We start from the raw sequence: 15,853 nt of genomic DNA, 5'->3' as shown, positions 1-15,853 counted from the left end.
GGTCGCCGGCCTAGACACGCAGCGGGAATGCGGAGGGGTCGTCGGCGGCGTCGGAGGGCTCGCCGCGGCGCTCGGGCCGCGACTTGAGCTTCTCGTACTTGCCCGAGTCGATCACGCCCGTCAGCCAGCAGACCCGGCACACGCTCCCCTCCGGTCCGTTGCGGCCGAGGCCCTGGCAGGCGGGGCAGGTCACCTTGGGGCGACGACGGTGCGGACGGTGGTCCTCCATCTCGCTCCCTTCCCTCCGCGGCGAATTGCCGGGGAGCTCAGTGTTCGGCTATACCGTCATGGTGCGACGGCGGGAGGATGAAGGCAAGCTTCCCTGCAAAATTGCACAGAAATCTGCATGCGTCGGCTAGGATGAGGGTCGGGAACCCAGGGTCCGTTGATCGAAGGTGGATATCCGATCTTGTCAGCACTCCGCCACCCGAGCCGGGAGGCCTGACGATGGCCGACGGCACCGCCGCCTCCGATCCCCGGGTGCGCCAGTTCGCCCGGGAGCTGCGCCTGCTCCGGGAGGCCTCCGGCCTGCTCGGCGAGGAGGTCGCGTCCCGGCTCGGCTGGTCGGCCTCCAAGATCTCGCGCATCGAGACCGGCCGCATCCCGGTCTCCCCGGGCGACCTCGGCCGGCTCGTCGAGCTCTACGGGCTGCCGCAGGAGCGGGCCGACTGGCTGCAGACGCTCTCCAAGCAGGTGAGCGCCAAGGGCTGGTGGGACGCGTTCGCCGACGCCGTCCCGCCCGGCTACACCACCCTGCTGAAGGCCGAGGCCGATTCCTCGGCAGTGCACTGCTACTGCGCCGTCGTTCCCCATGCCCTGCTCCAGACGATCGAGTACAGCCGCGCGGTCATCCTCGCCAGCACGCTGCCGCCGCCCTCGAAGGAGGTCGAGCGGAGACTGGACATCGTCCGGCGTCGGCAGGACGCGCTCGACGCGGACTCCGCGGACCGGGAGCCGATCCGGCTCGCGGCGGTGCTGGACGAGAGCGTGATACTGCGGATCACGGCGTCGGCTGAGGCATCTGGGGACTACGAGGTGGCCGCCGGTCAGCTTGAGCACCTGATCGCGCTGACCTCGCATCCCACCGTCGAGATCCGGGTCCTCGGCCTGGCCTCGGGCCCGCCGCCGATCTCCTCGGGGGCCTTCACGCTGCTCACTCCGTTCACCGGCGCATCACCGGATCTGGTGTGCTTCGAGAACAAATCGCGCGCCTTCTTCATCAGCGAGGAGGGCGAGGTGCAAAGCTATGCCCAGGATTTCGAGCGGCTGGGCGCGATGGCCCTGAGCGCGGCGGAGTCGGTCGCCCGCCTGGAGGCGGCACTGGACCTGTGCCGAGGAGGCCGCAGTTGACGACGACCACCAGCCTGCCCGCGTCGCAGCTGATGGTTCCGAAGCGCAGACTCGGCATCGACGGACTCGAGGTGTCGGAGATCGGCCTGGGCTTCATGCCGATGTCGGAGTTCTACGGCCCCGCCGACGAGAAGGCGTGCGAGCAGGCGGTCCGCCGGGCCGTCGAACTCGGCGTCACGTTCATCGACACCGCCTCCGCGTACGGATCGGAGTCCTACGGGGAGTCCGCCAACGAGGATCTGCTCGGCCGAGCCCTGCGCGGGCGCCGCGACGACGTCGTGCTCGCCACGAAGTTCGGCGTACGCCGGGTCGGGGGCGACCGGATCGCCGACAACTCGGCCGTCCACATCCGCGATTCGATCGACGCGTCGCTCCGTCGGCTCGGCACCGAGTACATCGACCTCTACTACATGCACCGCCGCGACCCGCTCGTGCCGATCGAGGAGACGGTCGGGGTCATGTCCGAACTGGTCACCGCCGGCAAGGTCAGGCACCTCGGGCTCTCCGAGGTCGCCGGCGACACGCTGCGCAAGGCCTGCAAGGTCTATCAGATCTCTGCGGTGCAGTGCGAATACTCCCTGATGAGCCGGCACATCGAGGACGATCTTCTCGAAGTGGCCCGGGCCTGGGGCGTCGGCCTCGTCGCCTATGCGCCGCTCGGCCGGGCGCTGCTGACGAACGAATGGTCGCGCGTACGGGTCGACGATCCGCGCGACGTGCGCTTCACGATCCCGCGCTTCCGGCAGTCGAATCTGCGCAGCAACCTCGACCTCGTCGCCCGGGTGAAGCCGCTGGCCGCCGAGCTGGAGTGCTCCCTCGCGCAGCTCGCGCTGGCCTGGCTGCTGCGCAAAGGCGAGGACATCGTGCCGATCCCCGGGACCCGGAGGATCAGCCATCTGGAGGAGAACGCGGGTGCATGCGCCGTCCGCGACCGCCTCACGGCTCAGCACATGGAAGTGCTCGAAACGGTGTTCCAGCCGAAGGCGGTGGCCGGCGAACGCAACTCGCCCGAGGCGATGACCTTCATGAGCCTCGAGCCCTGATCAACCGGCGCCGACCTCCCGGGCGTCCGCGTCCAGGATCCGCTCCTGCTGCCTGCGTTCGTCCGGGGTCGTCGGCTCGATGGCCGTCTCCACCGAGCCGCCTGCGGCGTTGACCGAGTCGATGCCGATCAGGCTGTCCGGCGAGTTCGTGGAGAAGAACAGCACGCCGGTCCTGGTCTGGACGGCGATCGCGGAAGAGCCGTCGAAGGTCGCCGACTGCTCCTGGATGCCCGGCAGCAGTGCGCGGAGCTCGGCGGCGAGTGCGGACGGCGTGTCGAGGCCGCTGGGAAGCGCCTCCTCCAGCGAGCTGTCGTAGGACCAGCCGATTGGGTGGTCCGGGTTCTGGAAGTACACGTCGCCGTCCACGACCATGACGTTGTACTGCTCGCCGGCTACGGTCTCCGTGCCGATGAGGCTGCCGGCAGCGGTGACGTAGACGTCCCAGCTCGACGCCTCCGACTCCGGTCCTGCCTGCTGGCCCACGTAGTGGATCATCGAGGTCGACTCGATCGCGGATACGGCGTCGGGGAACGTGCCGCCGGCCCCGGTTTCCAGCGGCGTCACCGTCGGCGACGGACTCACCGTCGCGGACGGCGACGGCGTGGGCGAGTGGCTGTGGCGCGTCGGGGTGGGGGAGTGCAGGCCGCTCCGGGGCGTGGTGGGAGCCGGAGTCGGTGACGGGTTGGAGTACGACGTCCGGTTCAGCACGGTGTAGGTGGCCGCGGCGGTGAGTATTCCGACCGCCACGAGAAGCGCTATGCGCCCCAACGGGGCGCCTTGCGCGGGCTTCGGTCGTGACGCGACCGGGCGCGTGTACCGCGGCGGCGGACGGTAATCCGCGTCGGAGTACGGAGTGGCCGGGTGGTGCCAGCCGACCGAACTCGAGCTCGCGGGCGTCAGCCGCGACGTGCCGTAGGTCGCACCAGAGACCATCGCCGTGGGCGGACCCGGCAGAGCCGGTGACGCACTGGACGCCGGCGCTCGCGTCAATGTGGCGGCCGGCGGCGCCGGGGCCACGAGCGGCAGCTTGGGCGGCCCGAACTGCGGCGGCACCATGCGCGGGATGCCGTGCCAGAGCGGGAAATCGGGCAGCGGCGCCCGGTCGCTCGCCTGCCTTCTGACCATCGGGACTCCTAGAACTCTGCTTCAGCCGGGCGGTCCAACCGTCACGGACGTTAGAGCCCTGAATCGGGGACCGGTCCTCGGTGCCGCGGCCTAATCTCCGTGGCGAGAGACCACAGATGGGTGGAAGACCAGGAATGGAGGCGGACCGATGCCGGACGTCAAAGGCGTGCTGCTGCCCGCTTACGTGCTCGCCGACGAGTCGGGTTCGATGGGCCCGTACCGCAGGGAACTGTCCGACGGGCTGCTGTCCCTGTGCGAGGCGCTGCGCGCGGAGCCGATGATCGCGGCGAAGCTGCGGCTGGCCGTGCTCGGCTTCTCCGAGGACGTGCAGGTGCGCCTCGCCATCGCCGACATGCGCACGGAGACGACCGTCCCGCAGGTCATCATCCGCGGCGTCACCAACTACGGCGCCGTCTTCAACGACCTGCTCTACCGCATCCCGGCCGACGTGCAGTGGCTGCGCGGGCAGGGCTACAAGGTGCACCGGCCCGTGGTCTTCTTCCTCAGCGACGGCCAGCCGACCGACGGCAACGGCTGGCGCACCACCCACGCCACGCTCGTCGACAGGGCGCAGACCCCCGCGGCGCCGAACATCATCTCCTGCGGGATCGGCGACGCGAAGCCGGCGACGATGATCGACGTGGCCACCAGTGAGCAGTTCGCGTTCGTGGCCAGGCCCGGAGTGAACATCGGCGCGGCCATCTCGGAGTTCTTCGCGGCCCTCGTCTCCAGCCTGGTCGAGTCGGGCCAGGCGCTGAACTCGGCGAACCCGACCCTGGTGATCAACCGGCCGGACCAGTTCACCATGGCGATCGACGAGGTCTGAAATGGCGCCGAAGCAGATCTCCAGCCGGGGGGCCGCGCTGTCCGCGGCGGCCTGGGAGCGGATGACCGTGCAGCCGCCGTCGATGCCGTTCGAGCCCGGGCCGCCGAAGCAGAGCGCGTACGACGTCCTGGACACCGAGTGCGAGGGCTGGTCCACCGACCGGTTCACGATGCGCGCGGCCTCGGTGCGCGGCGACAGCCACCGCTGGCCGCGGCGCTCGAAGCCGCGGCAGGACTGCGGGCGGGCCACGGTGTACGAGCGGACCGGCACGCTCGTGTTCGCCGTGGCCGACGGCGTGTCGGGGGCAGTGCACTCGGAGTACGGCTCGCGCGAGGCGTGCCGGACCGCGGTCGAGACGCTCGTCGAACAGCTGGCGCGCGGCGGCGAGATCGACCTCGCAGCCACCGTGCAGAACGCGGTCGGTCGGCTGGTCGAGCTCGCGCAGTGGCGCCTCGGTCGGCAGCCGGAGGAGGCGCCGACCCTCAAGGAGGTCTCGGACCTGTTCGCGACGACGCTGGTCACCGGCATCGTCCAGCCGACGCAGGACGGCGACTGCTTCGTCGACCTGTGCCGCGTCGGGGACTCCGGCGCCTGGGTGCTGGATCGTTCGCGCGCCCCGTACGACGCGGAGCTCTACACGCCGCTGTTCGCCACGAAGACGGGCGCGGGCAAGAAGTTCGTCTCGAACCGCGTCGCCGCGCTGCCGCAGCTGCCCGCCGAACTGGAGAGGGTCCAGACGCAGCTGGCCGAACGGGAGACGCTGCTGATCGGCACGGACGGCTTCGGCGATCCGCTCGGCGACGGCGACGGCGAGTTCGGCGCGATGTTCGCGGAGCAGCTGCACACGCCGCCGGCGCCGCTCTGGTTCGCGCACGTCCTGGACTTCTCCCGGGAGACCTTCGACGACGACCGGACGCTGCTGGCCGTCTGGCCGCTGCGCGGACAGCGGTGACCGTCGAGGGTGCGCGGAACGTTCAGTTCGACACCCTCGATCACGCACCACTTCCGAAAGCCGTGAGGCCGCCGTCCCCCCGGGACGGCGGCCTCACGGTGCCGGTGGCCCGCTGCGCCTTCAGTCGGCGTCGATGAGCAGAGCCAGGTCCTGGCTGCTCAGCGTCGCGGTCTTCAGCAGCTCCCTGATCAGGTTCACGCTCAGCGTCGCGCCGACGTTCTCGCCGACCTCCTCGCGGCGCAGGCCGCGGATGCCGCGGCGGTGCAGCCGCTCGCGCACGTCCTCGACGGCGTTGGCGACGGTCCGGTTCGTCCAGCGCTTCGAGGAGTACGGCGAGGCGTTGACGATCCGCGCGGTCTCCTCCCAGGTCAGCGGCAGCGGGTAGCCGTCGTCGCCGTCCAGGTAGCGCTTGGCCAGCGCGGTGAGCACCAGCCGCTCCTGCGCGGAGAGCTCGTAGACCGTCTCCGGGTCCACGGTCAGCTCCGTCGTCGTCGAGCGCGGCCGCCGGTCCTCCGAGGCGACCAGCCGGACCTCGACCAGGTGCGAGCGGTGCGGGGACGAGTTGATCACCAGCGGGGTGTATCCGGGCTCGATGATCCGCTTGTGGCCGGCCAGCATCAGGGCGCCGTCGGGCATCTCGATCGGCAGCCTGCCGGTGTTGCGCAGCCACCAGTCGCCGTCCGCGCCGGTGCAGGTGAATACCCCGTGCCGGCGGCTGACGGTCGGATCGTCGACGCCGACCGGCACGTGCACGTCCTCGCGGTCGCGCCCGAACAGCAGCGTGTAGCGGGTCGCCGGGACCGCGTATCCGCCCTCCGGTCCCAGCACGAAGATCGTCCCCGGCGGCGCCGAGGGCACCTTGTCGGCCGGGCTGCCCGGCGGCAGCATCTGCGGGGGAAAGTTCGCGTACGGCATCTGGCGTACCTCCGTTCAGCTTCCGGCAGTCTAGGAAGCCCCCGCCGGGACCGGTCCCCGCCGGCTGCGGTAGACCGTCGCAGGGCACGTACGCCGAAAAACCGTTTGCCCACGCCGCGAGCCGGAATTGCGCCCCTCAATCACGCTCGATACCCTCTCGCGGGTGAGTGCTGACGGGGAGTCGGGCGACGTGCCCATGGATCGCACCATAGCCGAGCCGCTCGGGCCTGACGACCCCCGCGAGATCGGCCAGTTCACCATCATCGGCCTGCTGGGCGCCGGCGGCATGGGGGAGGTCTACCTCGGCACGACCGGCGAGGAGTACGTCGCCGTCAAGCGCGTCCGGCCGCGGCTGGTCTCCGGCGAGCGCTTCAAGCGGGAGGTCGGCATCCTGTTCCGGGTGCCGGTCGGCGTCGCGCCGAGCGTGCTGGCCACCGACGGGACCGTCGCACAGCCCTGGTTCGCCGCCGAATACGTGCCCGGACTCACCGTGGACGAGGCGGTGCGGTTGCACGGCCCGCTGTCCGCCGAGACGCTCTGGTTGCTGCTGGCCGAGACCGCGGCGCAACTGCGCAGGGTGCACGAGATCGGCATCGTGCACCGCGATCTCAAGCCCGCCAACGTGATGCTCGTGCGCGACGGCGTGAAGCTGATCGACTTCGGCATCGCGCGCGCCGCCGACCAGGAGAGGCTGACCCGCAGCGGCGGCAGCTACGGCACCCGCGGGTTCACGGCGCCCGAGCAGGAGGCCGGGGACGAGAACGTGGCCGCTCCGGCCGACGTCTTCGCGCTCGGCGCCCTGCTGGTGTACGCGGCGTCCGGGCGGACCCCCGGCGTCGTGCCGGACATCGAGGCCATGCGCGCCGTGGACGCCGATCTCGCGGAGCTCGTCGCGTCCTGCTTCGCCGAGCGACCGGACGAGCGGCCGACCGCCGCCGCGCTCGAGGAACTGGCCCGGATGCACGCCCCGGCCGACCCGTCGTGGCCCGAGGCCGTCGAGGCGCGGATCGAGGCGCGGCGGGAGTTCGCCGCGACGCCGGTCGGCAAGCTCGAGACGCTGCCGCCGCCGGACGAGGAGACCGAGCCGCCGCCGGCGCCGTTCCCAGCGCCGCGAGTCGGGCAGCCGGGGAAGAATGATCCCGAGCACCGGAAGCGGTGGAGGCTCGTCACCCTGCCGATCGCCGTCGTGCTCGTCGTCGGCGCCGTGATCGCGTACGTACTCGTCCCGTCCACCTCGTCCGCGCGCGCCGGTGCGCAGGGGACCGCGACGACGACGGGCAATCAGCTCGTCGCATCCACGAAGTCGGACACCGCGTCGTCCTCGCCGCATCCGAGTCACTCCGCCTCGGCCACCTCGACGTCGACCGTCACGCTCACGGTCGCCGGCGAGACCACCGCAGATGCGGGCGCCGGCAGCCCGACCACGACTCCGGCCTCCGCCCCCGCGACGACAGCCGCCACGACCAGGGCCGCCACCGTCGTGACCGCGGCCTCGATCTCCGGCGTCAGCGGCAACGACGACCCGGAACACGTCAGCGGCTCCGAGGGGGACGTGGACTACTACGCGGGCAACGCCGCGGGCTGCTCCGCGTGGCTGGACACCAACGGCACCGGCAACCTCGCCGGAGTGCTCAACACCTCGGGCTTCCAGGCCTGCGGCGCGGAGCTCTACCGGAGCGACGGCATCCACTTCGAGTTCGAGCAGTCGACCGGAGCCGCGAAGACGAACTTCATCTCGGACGAGGGCTACACGATGTACATCTGCGTGTGGGACAAGAGCGACACCTCGACCGTCAGCTGCGGGCACAAGTTCACCATGAGCGGCACCACTCCCGTAGAGCAGTGACGGTGCCCGTCCTCCCAGGTCAGCCGTGAGATAGGATTGCTCGGCGAGTCTACGGAGGGATCGGGAAAAGTGGCCAGCAGACGAGTGCTCGCGGCGGCGCTCGCGGCGCTGATCCTGGGCGGTACCGCCGCGTGCGGGACCACGAAGCAGGTCTTCACGTCCCCGGAGACCTCCGCGTCCGTGAAGGCCACGGCGACGGCCACCGCCACGGCGACCTCCGCCACCGCGGCGTCCGAGAAGAACGCCGTGTACCAGCTGCAGGGCTGGCTCGCCGATCCGCAGCCGGGGACGATGACGTACAACACGATCCAGATCACCAGCGGCGGCTCGATCAACGCGATGACGATCCTGTCCGGCCCCTTCGACCCGGCCGGCACCGCGACGCTGACCGGCTCGATCGAGACGCTGGGCTCCGGCTCGACGACGCAGGGCGCCTCCAGCGCGCTCGAGTACGACGAGAAGGTCTACACCTCGATCCCGGCCACGCTGCAGACCGGCGACCGGCTCGGCAAGTCCTGGGAGGCCGCGCCGGTCCGCGACACCTGGGCGGCCGGCGAGCGGCTCTCCGGCTGGTGGACGGCGCTCAACTCGGTCAAGGCGGTGCAGGCCGACGGCGTCACCTCGCTGGAGGGCACGACCGTCGACATGTTCAGCGCGTTCATCGACCTTTCGAGCGTCAAGGGCATCCCGGCGACGCTGCTGGACTCGGAGCCGTTCAAGAAGGCGGGCACCTCCAAGGTCGAGGTGGACGTCTACACCGCGATGGGCAGCGGCGACCTGGTGCGCGTGACGTACAAGTTCGGGCTGCCGGTGCAGATCGACGCCACGGCCACCGCCAAGAGCTCGGCCGGCTACGAGGTGGACATGTCGGGCTTCAGCAGCGCCACCCCCTCGCCCTCGCCGACACCCACCGGCACCGCCTCGGTGCCGCCCGGCACCTCGACGGTGGCCGCCGGCACCGGCGACGTCGACCTCGCGGCCCTGCTGCCCTTCTGAGCCGGCCGCGGCCGCCCGGGAAAACGGGGGAACCCGGCCGGGATTGTGATCGTTGGATGAAGTGTCGGGCGAACGGCGCCGCTGCGGGCGCGGGGTCGAGCTGAGAAAGGCGAGCGGGACGTAACTATGCGGCGCACTGGACACCTCAAATCGGCACGGGTGCGGACCGCGGTGCTGATCTCGGCGTTCGGCGTACTCGTGCTCGTCGTCGGCGAACTGTGCGGCGGCCGCGAGGGGCTGCTGCTCGCGGCGATCGTGCTGCTGGTGGTCCTCGGCTACGCCTACTACAGCGCGGACACCCTCGCGCTGCGGGCGATGAACGCGCAGCCGATCGGCGAGGCCGGCGCCCCGGTGCTCTACCGCATCGTGCGCGAGCTGTCCTACGAGGCGCGCCGCCCGATGCCGCGGATCTACGTATCGCCCACCGAGTCGCCGAACGCCTTCGCGGCCGGCCGGGACCCGCGCACCGCCTCCGTGTGCTGCACGGTAGGCCTGCTGCGCACCCTCGACGAGCACGAGCTGCGCGCGGTGATCGCGCACGAGCTGGCGCACGTCTACAACCGCGACGTGCTGGTCTCCTCGGTCGCCGGAGCGCTCGCCGCCGTGGTCATGTGGTCGGCCAGCCTGCTGTGGCTGCTGCCCGGCCTGGACGACGGCGGCGACGACGACGAGGGCCTGGCCGGCCTGCTCGGCGCGGTGCTGCTCGGCCCGCTCGCGGCGATCCTGGTCCGCAGCGCGGTCAGCCGCTCCCGCGAGTACCAGGCGGACGCCTGCGCCTCCCGGCTCACCGGCGACCCGCTCTCGCTGGCCACCGCGCTGCGCAAGATCGACGCCGGCTCCCGGCGCAGGCCGCTGCGCGGCGGGCGCGGCCTCGCCGGCATCGGCCACCTGATGATCGTCAACCCCTTCGCCGGGGACGAGGAGCGCCCCGGCTGGGCCGGCCGGCTCTGCTCGACCCACCCGCCGGTGCACGAGCGGATCGAGCGCCTCGAGCGCCTCGCCGGCCTCAGGGACACCGCCGCGGACCGCGCGGGGGAGTGAGCCCGGGTCGACCGGTCACTCAGCTCGTCACGTCCCGGGTGGTGAGCCTGGCCCAGGCCGCGCTGGCGAACACGACCACGTAGCCGAGCTGGATCAGCAGGTTGTGCTCGATGTTGCTCAGGTAGACCGGATCCCGCAGCAGGTCCGCGTACGAGGACCACTGGTAGGTGTAGAGCCAGGGCTGGATCGCCGAGAGCTGCGGGATCGCCTGCATGATCCCGGCCGCGATCGTCAGTCCCGTCGCCACCGCCATCGCGGCGATCGGCGTGTCGGTGAGCGTGGAGACGAACAGCCCGAGCGCGGCCAGGCCGAGCAGCGAGGCGGCCACCAGCAGCGTGATCCACACCGCCTTGACCAGCGCCGCGCCCATCCCGATCGAATCGCCGGACAGCAGCGTCACCTGGCCGCCCGGAAACAGCGCGAGGCCGGTCAGCAGCGCCGCGGCCGAGACCACGGCGGTGGACACCAGCGAGAAGACCACGAGCGAGAAGCCCTTGACCGCCAGCAGCCGCACCCGCCCGGCCGGGGCCACCAGAAGGTAGCGCAGTGTGCCCTGCGCGGCCTCCCCGGAGATCGCGTCCCCCGACACCACGCCGAGCGCCATCGGCAGGAAGATCGGCAGCGTCAGCGAGAGCGCCGCGAACACCAGGAAGAGCCCGTTGTTCGAGACCTCGGCGATGAAGCCGCCGCCGTTGCGGCCGCGATGGGTGCTGAGCTTGATCGCCACGCCGAGCGCGACTGGGATCAGCGCCAGCGCGGCCAGCAGCGCCAGGTTCCGGTTCCTCCGGAACATCGTCACCAGCTCGTTGACCAACAGCGAACCGCCCAGCGTGCGCCGTGCGCGCGGCCGGAGCGCCGGCAGCGCCACGCTACTCTGCGACATCGAAACCCTCCCCGGTCAGCGCCACGAACGCGTCCTCCAGCGAGGGCCGCTCGACTCCGAAAGACAGCACCCGCACGCCCGCGCCGACGAGGGCCGCGCACACCGCGTCGGGTGCCAGGTCCTCGTGCGCGTCGCAGTCCACGCGCCGGCCCTCGGCCCGCACGTCCTGCCCGCCCTGCTCCTTCAGCACGGTCGCGGCCTCGGCGGGATCCGGCGTCGTCACCACCAGCCGCGCCTTGAGCCCTTCGCGCAGCCCGGCGACCGTGCCCTCGCTCACCAGCCGGCCGCGGCTCATGATCGCCACGTCCGTGCAGACCTGCTCGATCTCGTCGAGCAGGTGCGAGGAGAGGAAGATCGTGGTGCCCTGCGACGCGAGCGAGGTGATCAGCCCGCGGATCTCCCGCATGCCCTGCGGGTCGAGGCCGTTCGTCGGCTCGTCCAGGATCAGCAGGTCGCGCGGCTGGAGCAGCGCGCAGGCCAGACCGAGCCGCTGCTTCATGCCGAGCGAGTAGGCCTTCGCCTTCTTCTCCGCCGCGTTCGACAGGCCGACCTGCTCGAGCGCGTGCTCGATCCGGGCCGCCCTGGTGCGCGGATCCGCGGTCCGGTCGGCCGCGTCGTACCTGGCCAGGTTGGCCCGGCCGCTCAGGTACGGATAGTGCGCCGGGCCCTCGATCAGCGCGCCGACCCGGGTCAGCGTGCCGACGTGCCCGGCGTCCACCGGCTCGCCGAACAGCTCGGACCCGCCCGCGCTCGGCGAGATCAGGCCGAGCAGCATCCGGATCGTGGTCGTCTTGCCCGAGCCGTTCGGCCCGAGGAAGCCGAACACCGAGCCCTGCGGCACCCGCAGGTCCAGGCCGTCCACCGCGAGCTGTCCGCCGCGATAGCGCTTGGACAGCCCGCTGGTGGCGATCGCCGGCGTCTCGCCGGTCACTTCGCGCCTTGCGCGTTCGCGTCGTTCTCCAGCACGGACGGCGTGACCGCGCCGAGGAAGACCCGGCCGTCGTTCGTGATCAGCAGGGAGACGAAGTCGGTCGTGTAGACCTTGCCGCTGCCGAACCTGCCGCTCACCGCCGTCCCGCCGCCGAGCAGGCTGTTCAGGTACCCGCTGACGCCGCCACTGAGCAGCTGCGAGCTGCCGCCGTCGGAACTCGCCGAGTTCCCGGAGTCCTTCGCCGCGGCCGAGCCGGCGCCGCTCAGCGTCTGCTGGAGCTCGGCGAGGCTCACGCCGTGCAGCTCGAGGACCGAGAGCCAGCTGCTGCCGAGCACCTCGGGGTTCAGGCTCTGCCGCGTCGGCTCGTTGCCCTTGGCCGTGCCGCCGCTCTTCTCGTTGCCCGAGAACGGAGTGACCGTCGCGCCCTTCGGCGCGGTGAAATCGAAGCGCGAGGCATCCGGCGCGGTCAGCGACACCGAAGTGAAGGAGACGTCGAACAGCGGCGTGCTCGAACCGACCGGATAGGCCGCCACACCGAGCACCGTCCCCGTCGCCGAGTCGACGGAGATCTCCGCCTGCCCGATCAGCGAGCCCGACTGCTTCGGCTCCAGGACCAGCAGGTATGCGGACCGGCCGGCCACCGTGCGCGGCGTGCCGACGCTGACCTTCGTGGTCGGCGACAGGCCGTCGAGCAGCTGCTGCGCGGCCGCCTGCGGGGTCAGCTCGGGGTACTGCTTCTGCGCGTGCCCCGTGGAACCGGACTTCGACTTGGCGTCGTCATGCGCGACAGCCGTCCCCTCCTCGACCGCGTTCGTCTCGCTGTCGTAAGTCCAGTATTTGGTGCCGTTGTGGATAAAGTCGTATTCCGAGAGTTGATCGAGCAACGCGATACGCTGCTGGGCCGGCCCGTTGGCCGCCACCTCCAGCGTGTGCGTGCCACTCAGCAGAGAGATGGGGCTCGCGGTGCTCGACAGCTCGGTCAGCCCCGACAGACCGAGATTGGTGCTCAGGCTCATGGTGCCCGAGAAGGCGTCGACCTTCGAATCGGCGATCTTCGCCAGCAGTTGCTGCGCGGTGACCGCGGGCAGGCTCGGGGTGGCCGAGGCCAGGCCCGGCGCGAGCGCGGCGCCGCCGGCGATCACGGCGACCACGGACAGCGGCACGAGTGCGCGTACGGCACCCCGGCGGTACCACGGCTTGTTCGACTTGCTCGGCTGCTCGTTCATACCTTCGATTCCATCACCGATCGGCGCTTCCGGTATCCGTCCACGGACGGGACTTCGGCTCATCCTCACGGCGGACTGTGAAGATCCTCATGCTTAGTACATCGAAGCCCTCTACCGTCTGCGCGAGTATGAGCGCATACATTCGGCGTTACCTGCTGGTCCACGGCGCCTACCTGGCCGTCGTGCTCTCGCTGCTCGCCTGGTACGGGCTGACGCCCGGTCAGGCGCTCGCGCGCTTCGACGGGCAGCACTACATCCAGATCGCCTCCTCGGGCTACGTCCACAAGCTGACGTTCCTCCCGGACGGCAAGCCCGAGCGGATGAACATCGCGTTCTACCCGCTATACCCGATGCTGATGGCCGCCCTGCACGCGGTCACCCGAATGCCGATGGAGATCTGCGGCCTAGTCCTCTCGCTCGCCGCCTCGCTCGCAACAGCCGTGGGCATCGGCGTGCTCCTCGAACCGCTCTTCGGCCGCCGTACGGCAATGCTGACGGTCACGATCTGGGCCGTGGGCGTCGAGGCCATCGTCCAGTCGATGCTGTACGCGCAGCCGCTGATCGCCGCGTTCGCCGTCTGGGGCGCGATCGCCGTGCGCAGGCGCAGACCGCTCCTAGCTGCCGCCTGCGCCATCGGAGCCGGCCTGAGCCACTCGACCGGCCTAGGCATGGTCGTCGTTGCGATGGCAGGGTCCGCACTCCTCATCCGCGAAGCCGCCCGCAAGAAGGAATGGCGAGCCGCACTGGCCCCCGCCGCCGCCTTCGTCCTGGCCCCGATGGGCCTTCTGGGCTACATCGCCTTCCTGGCACTCCGCTTCCACCGCCTGGACGCCTGGTTCCTCGCCGAATCCGCGCCCGGCTGGAGCTCCGAGTTCGACTTCGGCAAGTACACCCTCCGCACCCTGCTCGGCCAGCTGGACACCACCGACTGGTTCGCGGCCAACGGCGTGCCGCACCTCGTGGCCAGCCTCTGGATCGTCCCCGGCCTCGGCATCACCCTCTGGCTCCTACGCGACCAGGGCTGGTGGCCCGAACGCTACCGCCGTAAGTTGGCGGCGCTGCGGCCGTCGCCGGCGCCGTCTCCGTCTCCGTTGCCGTCTCCGTCGCAGTCCCAGTCGCAGTCGCCGTCTCCGTCGCAGTCCCAGTCGCAGTCGCCGGACGCCCTGGACGCCTCGGCGTTGCAGCCGTCCCTGGACGCCTCGGTGCCGCAGCTGTCCCCGTTGCCGGACGCCTCAGCGCGGTCCGCCGAGGCGCTCGGGTCCGCCGCGCCACCCGGGTCCGCCGCGCCATTCGGCCCCGGCAGGTCCTCGTCGTGGCTTGCGCGCTACCACCGCACGCCGGCGCTGCAGCCGTCCCCCTCGCCGTCGCAGTCGCAGTCGCAGTCGCCGTCCCCGTCGCCGGCCGCCTCGGCGTTGCGGCCGCCCCTGGATGCCTTGGCGCGGTCCGCCGCGCCAGTCGCCCCCAACAGGTCCTCGCCGTCGCCCTCCAGCCAACCGCTGCTCGCGGCCGACCGCCCCCCGGTCCCCTGGGAGCTGACCGTCTTCAGCCTTGTGACCTTCGCCGTCATCCTCACGAACTCCGGCCCCTGGGGCAGTAAGCCGCGCTTCCTGATCCCCTGCGTCGCCCTCAGCGTCGCCCCCGCGATCTGGCTGCGCAAGCTCGACGACCGTCCGCGGCTGCAGCAGGGCATCGTCCTGGCCATCGGCCTGGTCTCAGCCCTCTGCTCCGCCTACATGGACGGCCCGTCCCCCTCCGCTCTCTGAGAGGTGAGGGGGACGGGCCGGGGCGATGCCCGCTACCGCGGTGACCGGTCAGCTCCGACCGTGTCCGCTCACCGGTAGTTGGTGAACTGCACCGCGAAGTCGAAGTCCTGCCCCTTGAGCAGCGCGATGACCGCCTGCAGGTCGTCCCGCGACTTCGAGGACACCCGCAGCTCGTCGCCCTGGATCTGGGCCTTGACGCCCTTCGGGCCCTCGTCCCGGATCAGCTTGGCGACCTTCTTCGCGTTGTCCTGCGAGATGCCCTCGGTCACCTCGGCGCTGATCTTGTACTCCTTGCCCGATGCAGCCGGCTCCGACGCCTCCAGCGTCTTGAGCGAGATGCCGCGCTTGATCAGCTTGTCCTTGAACACGTCGAGCACGGCCTTGACCCGCTCCTCGGTGCCCGCGCGCATCTCGATCTTCTCGCCGCTCCAGGCGATCGTCGCGCCGGTGTTCTTGAAGTCGAAGCGCTGGGACAGCTCCCGGCCGGTCTGGCCCAGCGCGTTGTCCACCTCCTGCCGGTCAACCTTGCTGACCACGTCGAAACTGGACTCGCTCGCCATCTCGACCCTCCTCGTTCCCGTCCGAAGTCACGTCCGTTATCCACCGAACTCTATCGACTATCCCTGACGGAACCCTCGGAGCAACCGCTGACTTCCCACCCGCCTAGCCGCGCCTGCTACGCCCCGCTACGCGCTCGTCGACGGACTCGGCGCGCGCGACGTATTTGGTCCTATACGTTCGGCTGGCTCGCCCTGCTACGCATTCGGCTCGCTCGCCTCACTCACTTGCCGCACTCAATAGTCGCCGCCGGCCCGTCGCCGCCCTCCCCGCATCTCTCGCCTCCGGCCGTTAGCGCGCAGCCGCGGCTCATCAACAAACCCCTCCCGACGTACCCCGCCCCGTGGCGTCGTCATACCCGGTCACGTCATGCAGCGCCGATCCCCGCAACCACGTTC

General features: G+C 70.9%; 15 protein-coding genes. 8 read left to right on the top strand and 7 right to left on the bottom strand.

The window, feature by feature from the left end; genetic code table 11:
• Positions 1–10: 10 nt before the first annotated feature.
• A complete protein-coding gene (locus tag KDK95_RS07775; RefSeq protein ID WP_212517349.1) occupies positions 11–229 on the bottom strand; it encodes a hypothetical protein in 219 nt (72 codons plus the stop codon).
• A gap of 218 nt (positions 230–447) precedes the next feature.
• Here KDK95_RS07775 and KDK95_RS07770 point away from each other — a divergent pair, with 218 nt between their 5' ends.
• Together KDK95_RS07770 and KDK95_RS07765 are read left to right on the top strand one after the other, a co-directional pair.
• Positions 448–1,350, top strand: coding sequence for a helix-turn-helix domain-containing protein (locus tag KDK95_RS07770; RefSeq protein WP_212517348.1), 903 nt, complete (start codon positions 448–450; stop codon positions 1,348–1,350).
• On the top strand, positions 1,347–2,393 hold the full coding sequence (locus KDK95_RS07765; RefSeq protein WP_249160609.1) for an aldo/keto reductase: 1,047 nt from the start codon (positions 1,347–1,349) through the stop codon (positions 2,391–2,393). Before KDK95_RS07770 ends, KDK95_RS07765 begins: the two co-directional genes overlap by 4 nt.
• Here KDK95_RS07765 and KDK95_RS07760 read toward each other — a convergent pair whose 3' ends face one another.
• Complete coding sequence (locus KDK95_RS07760; protein ID WP_212517347.1) at positions 2,394–3,518, bottom strand: RAD23 family protein; 1,125 nt, start codon at positions 3,516–3,518, stop codon at positions 2,394–2,396.
• Positions 3,519–3,666: 148 nt separating this feature from the next.
• Here KDK95_RS07760 and KDK95_RS07755 point away from each other — a divergent pair, with 148 nt between their 5' ends.
• Together KDK95_RS07755 and KDK95_RS07750 are read left to right on the top strand one after the other, a co-directional pair.
• The gene (locus KDK95_RS07755) at positions 3,667–4,344 is read left to right on the top strand and encodes a vWA domain-containing protein (RefSeq protein WP_212517346.1); all 678 of its coding nucleotides are present in this window, start codon (positions 3,667–3,669) and stop codon (positions 4,342–4,344) included.
• Between the two features lies 1 nt (position 4,345).
• Positions 4,346–5,296, top strand: a complete 951-nt coding sequence (locus KDK95_RS07750; RefSeq protein ID WP_212517345.1) for a protein phosphatase 2C domain-containing protein — start codon at positions 4,346–4,348, stop codon at positions 5,294–5,296.
• 120 nt (positions 5,297–5,416) lie between these two features.
• Here the strand turns inward: KDK95_RS07750 and KDK95_RS07745 are convergent, their stop codons facing one another.
• Positions 5,417–6,211 carry an FHA domain-containing protein gene (locus KDK95_RS07745; protein ID WP_212517344.1) on the bottom strand — a complete coding sequence of 265 codons (795 nt, stop codon included), beginning with the start codon at positions 6,209–6,211 and terminating at the stop codon, positions 5,417–5,419.
• A 163-nt stretch (positions 6,212–6,374) separates the two neighbouring features.
• Here KDK95_RS07745 and KDK95_RS07740 point away from each other — a divergent pair, with 163 nt between their 5' ends.
• The 3 genes from KDK95_RS07740 to KDK95_RS07730 all read left to right on the top strand — a co-directional run bounded on the left by KDK95_RS07740 (position 6,375) and on the right by KDK95_RS07730 (position 10,094).
• Complete coding sequence (locus KDK95_RS07740; RefSeq protein WP_307844251.1) at positions 6,375–8,057, top strand: serine/threonine-protein kinase; 1,683 nt, start codon at positions 6,375–6,377, stop codon at positions 8,055–8,057.
• A 69-nt stretch (positions 8,058–8,126) separates the two neighbouring features.
• Positions 8,127–9,053: a hypothetical protein gene (locus tag KDK95_RS07735; protein ID WP_212517343.1), complete on the top strand. Its 927-nt coding sequence runs from the start codon at positions 8,127–8,129 to the stop codon at positions 9,051–9,053.
• A gap of 126 nt (positions 9,054–9,179) precedes the next feature.
• A complete protein-coding gene (locus KDK95_RS07730) occupies positions 9,180–10,094 on the top strand; it encodes a M48 family metalloprotease (protein ID WP_372463282.1) in 915 nt (304 codons plus the stop codon).
• A gap of 19 nt (positions 10,095–10,113) precedes the next feature.
• Here the strand turns inward: KDK95_RS07730 and KDK95_RS07725 are convergent, their stop codons facing one another.
• Genes KDK95_RS07725 through KDK95_RS07715 form a run of 3 tightly spaced genes read right to left on the bottom strand, consistent with a single transcriptional unit; the run spans position 10,114 to position 13,134 of the window.
• The gene (locus tag KDK95_RS07725) at positions 10,114–10,977 is read right to left on the bottom strand and encodes a DUF2705 family protein (protein ID WP_212517341.1); all 864 of its coding nucleotides are present in this window, start codon (positions 10,975–10,977) and stop codon (positions 10,114–10,116) included.
• Positions 10,964–11,908: an ABC transporter ATP-binding protein gene (locus KDK95_RS07720; RefSeq protein WP_212517340.1), complete on the bottom strand. Its 945-nt coding sequence runs from the start codon at positions 11,906–11,908 to the stop codon at positions 10,964–10,966. The genes KDK95_RS07725 and KDK95_RS07720 overlap by 14 nt, the downstream gene beginning before the upstream one ends.
• A complete protein-coding gene (locus tag KDK95_RS07715) occupies positions 11,905–13,134 on the bottom strand; it encodes a LolA family protein (RefSeq protein ID WP_212517339.1) in 1,230 nt (409 codons plus the stop codon). Before KDK95_RS07715 ends, KDK95_RS07720 begins: the two co-directional genes overlap by 4 nt.
• Positions 13,135–13,262: 128 nt before the next feature.
• On the opposite strand from KDK95_RS07715, the gene KDK95_RS07710 reads away from it, so the two are divergent.
• Positions 13,263–14,897 carry a hypothetical protein gene (locus KDK95_RS07710; protein ID WP_212517338.1) on the top strand — a complete coding sequence of 545 codons (1,635 nt, stop codon included), beginning with the start codon at positions 13,263–13,265 and terminating at the stop codon, positions 14,895–14,897.
• A gap of 68 nt (positions 14,898–14,965) precedes the next feature.
• Here the strand turns inward: KDK95_RS07710 and KDK95_RS07705 are convergent, their stop codons facing one another.
• Positions 14,966–15,457, bottom strand: coding sequence for a YajQ family cyclic di-GMP-binding protein (locus KDK95_RS07705; protein ID WP_212517337.1), 492 nt, complete (start codon positions 15,455–15,457; stop codon positions 14,966–14,968).
• Positions 15,458–15,853: the final 396 nt, after the last annotated feature.

This window comes from Actinospica acidithermotolerans, from assembly GCF_018139625.1.
GTDB classification, from domain to species: domain Bacteria; phylum Actinomycetota; class Actinomycetes; order Streptomycetales; family Catenulisporaceae; genus Actinospica; species Actinospica acidithermotolerans.
This window is presented reverse-complemented; position numbering and strand designations above follow the sequence as displayed.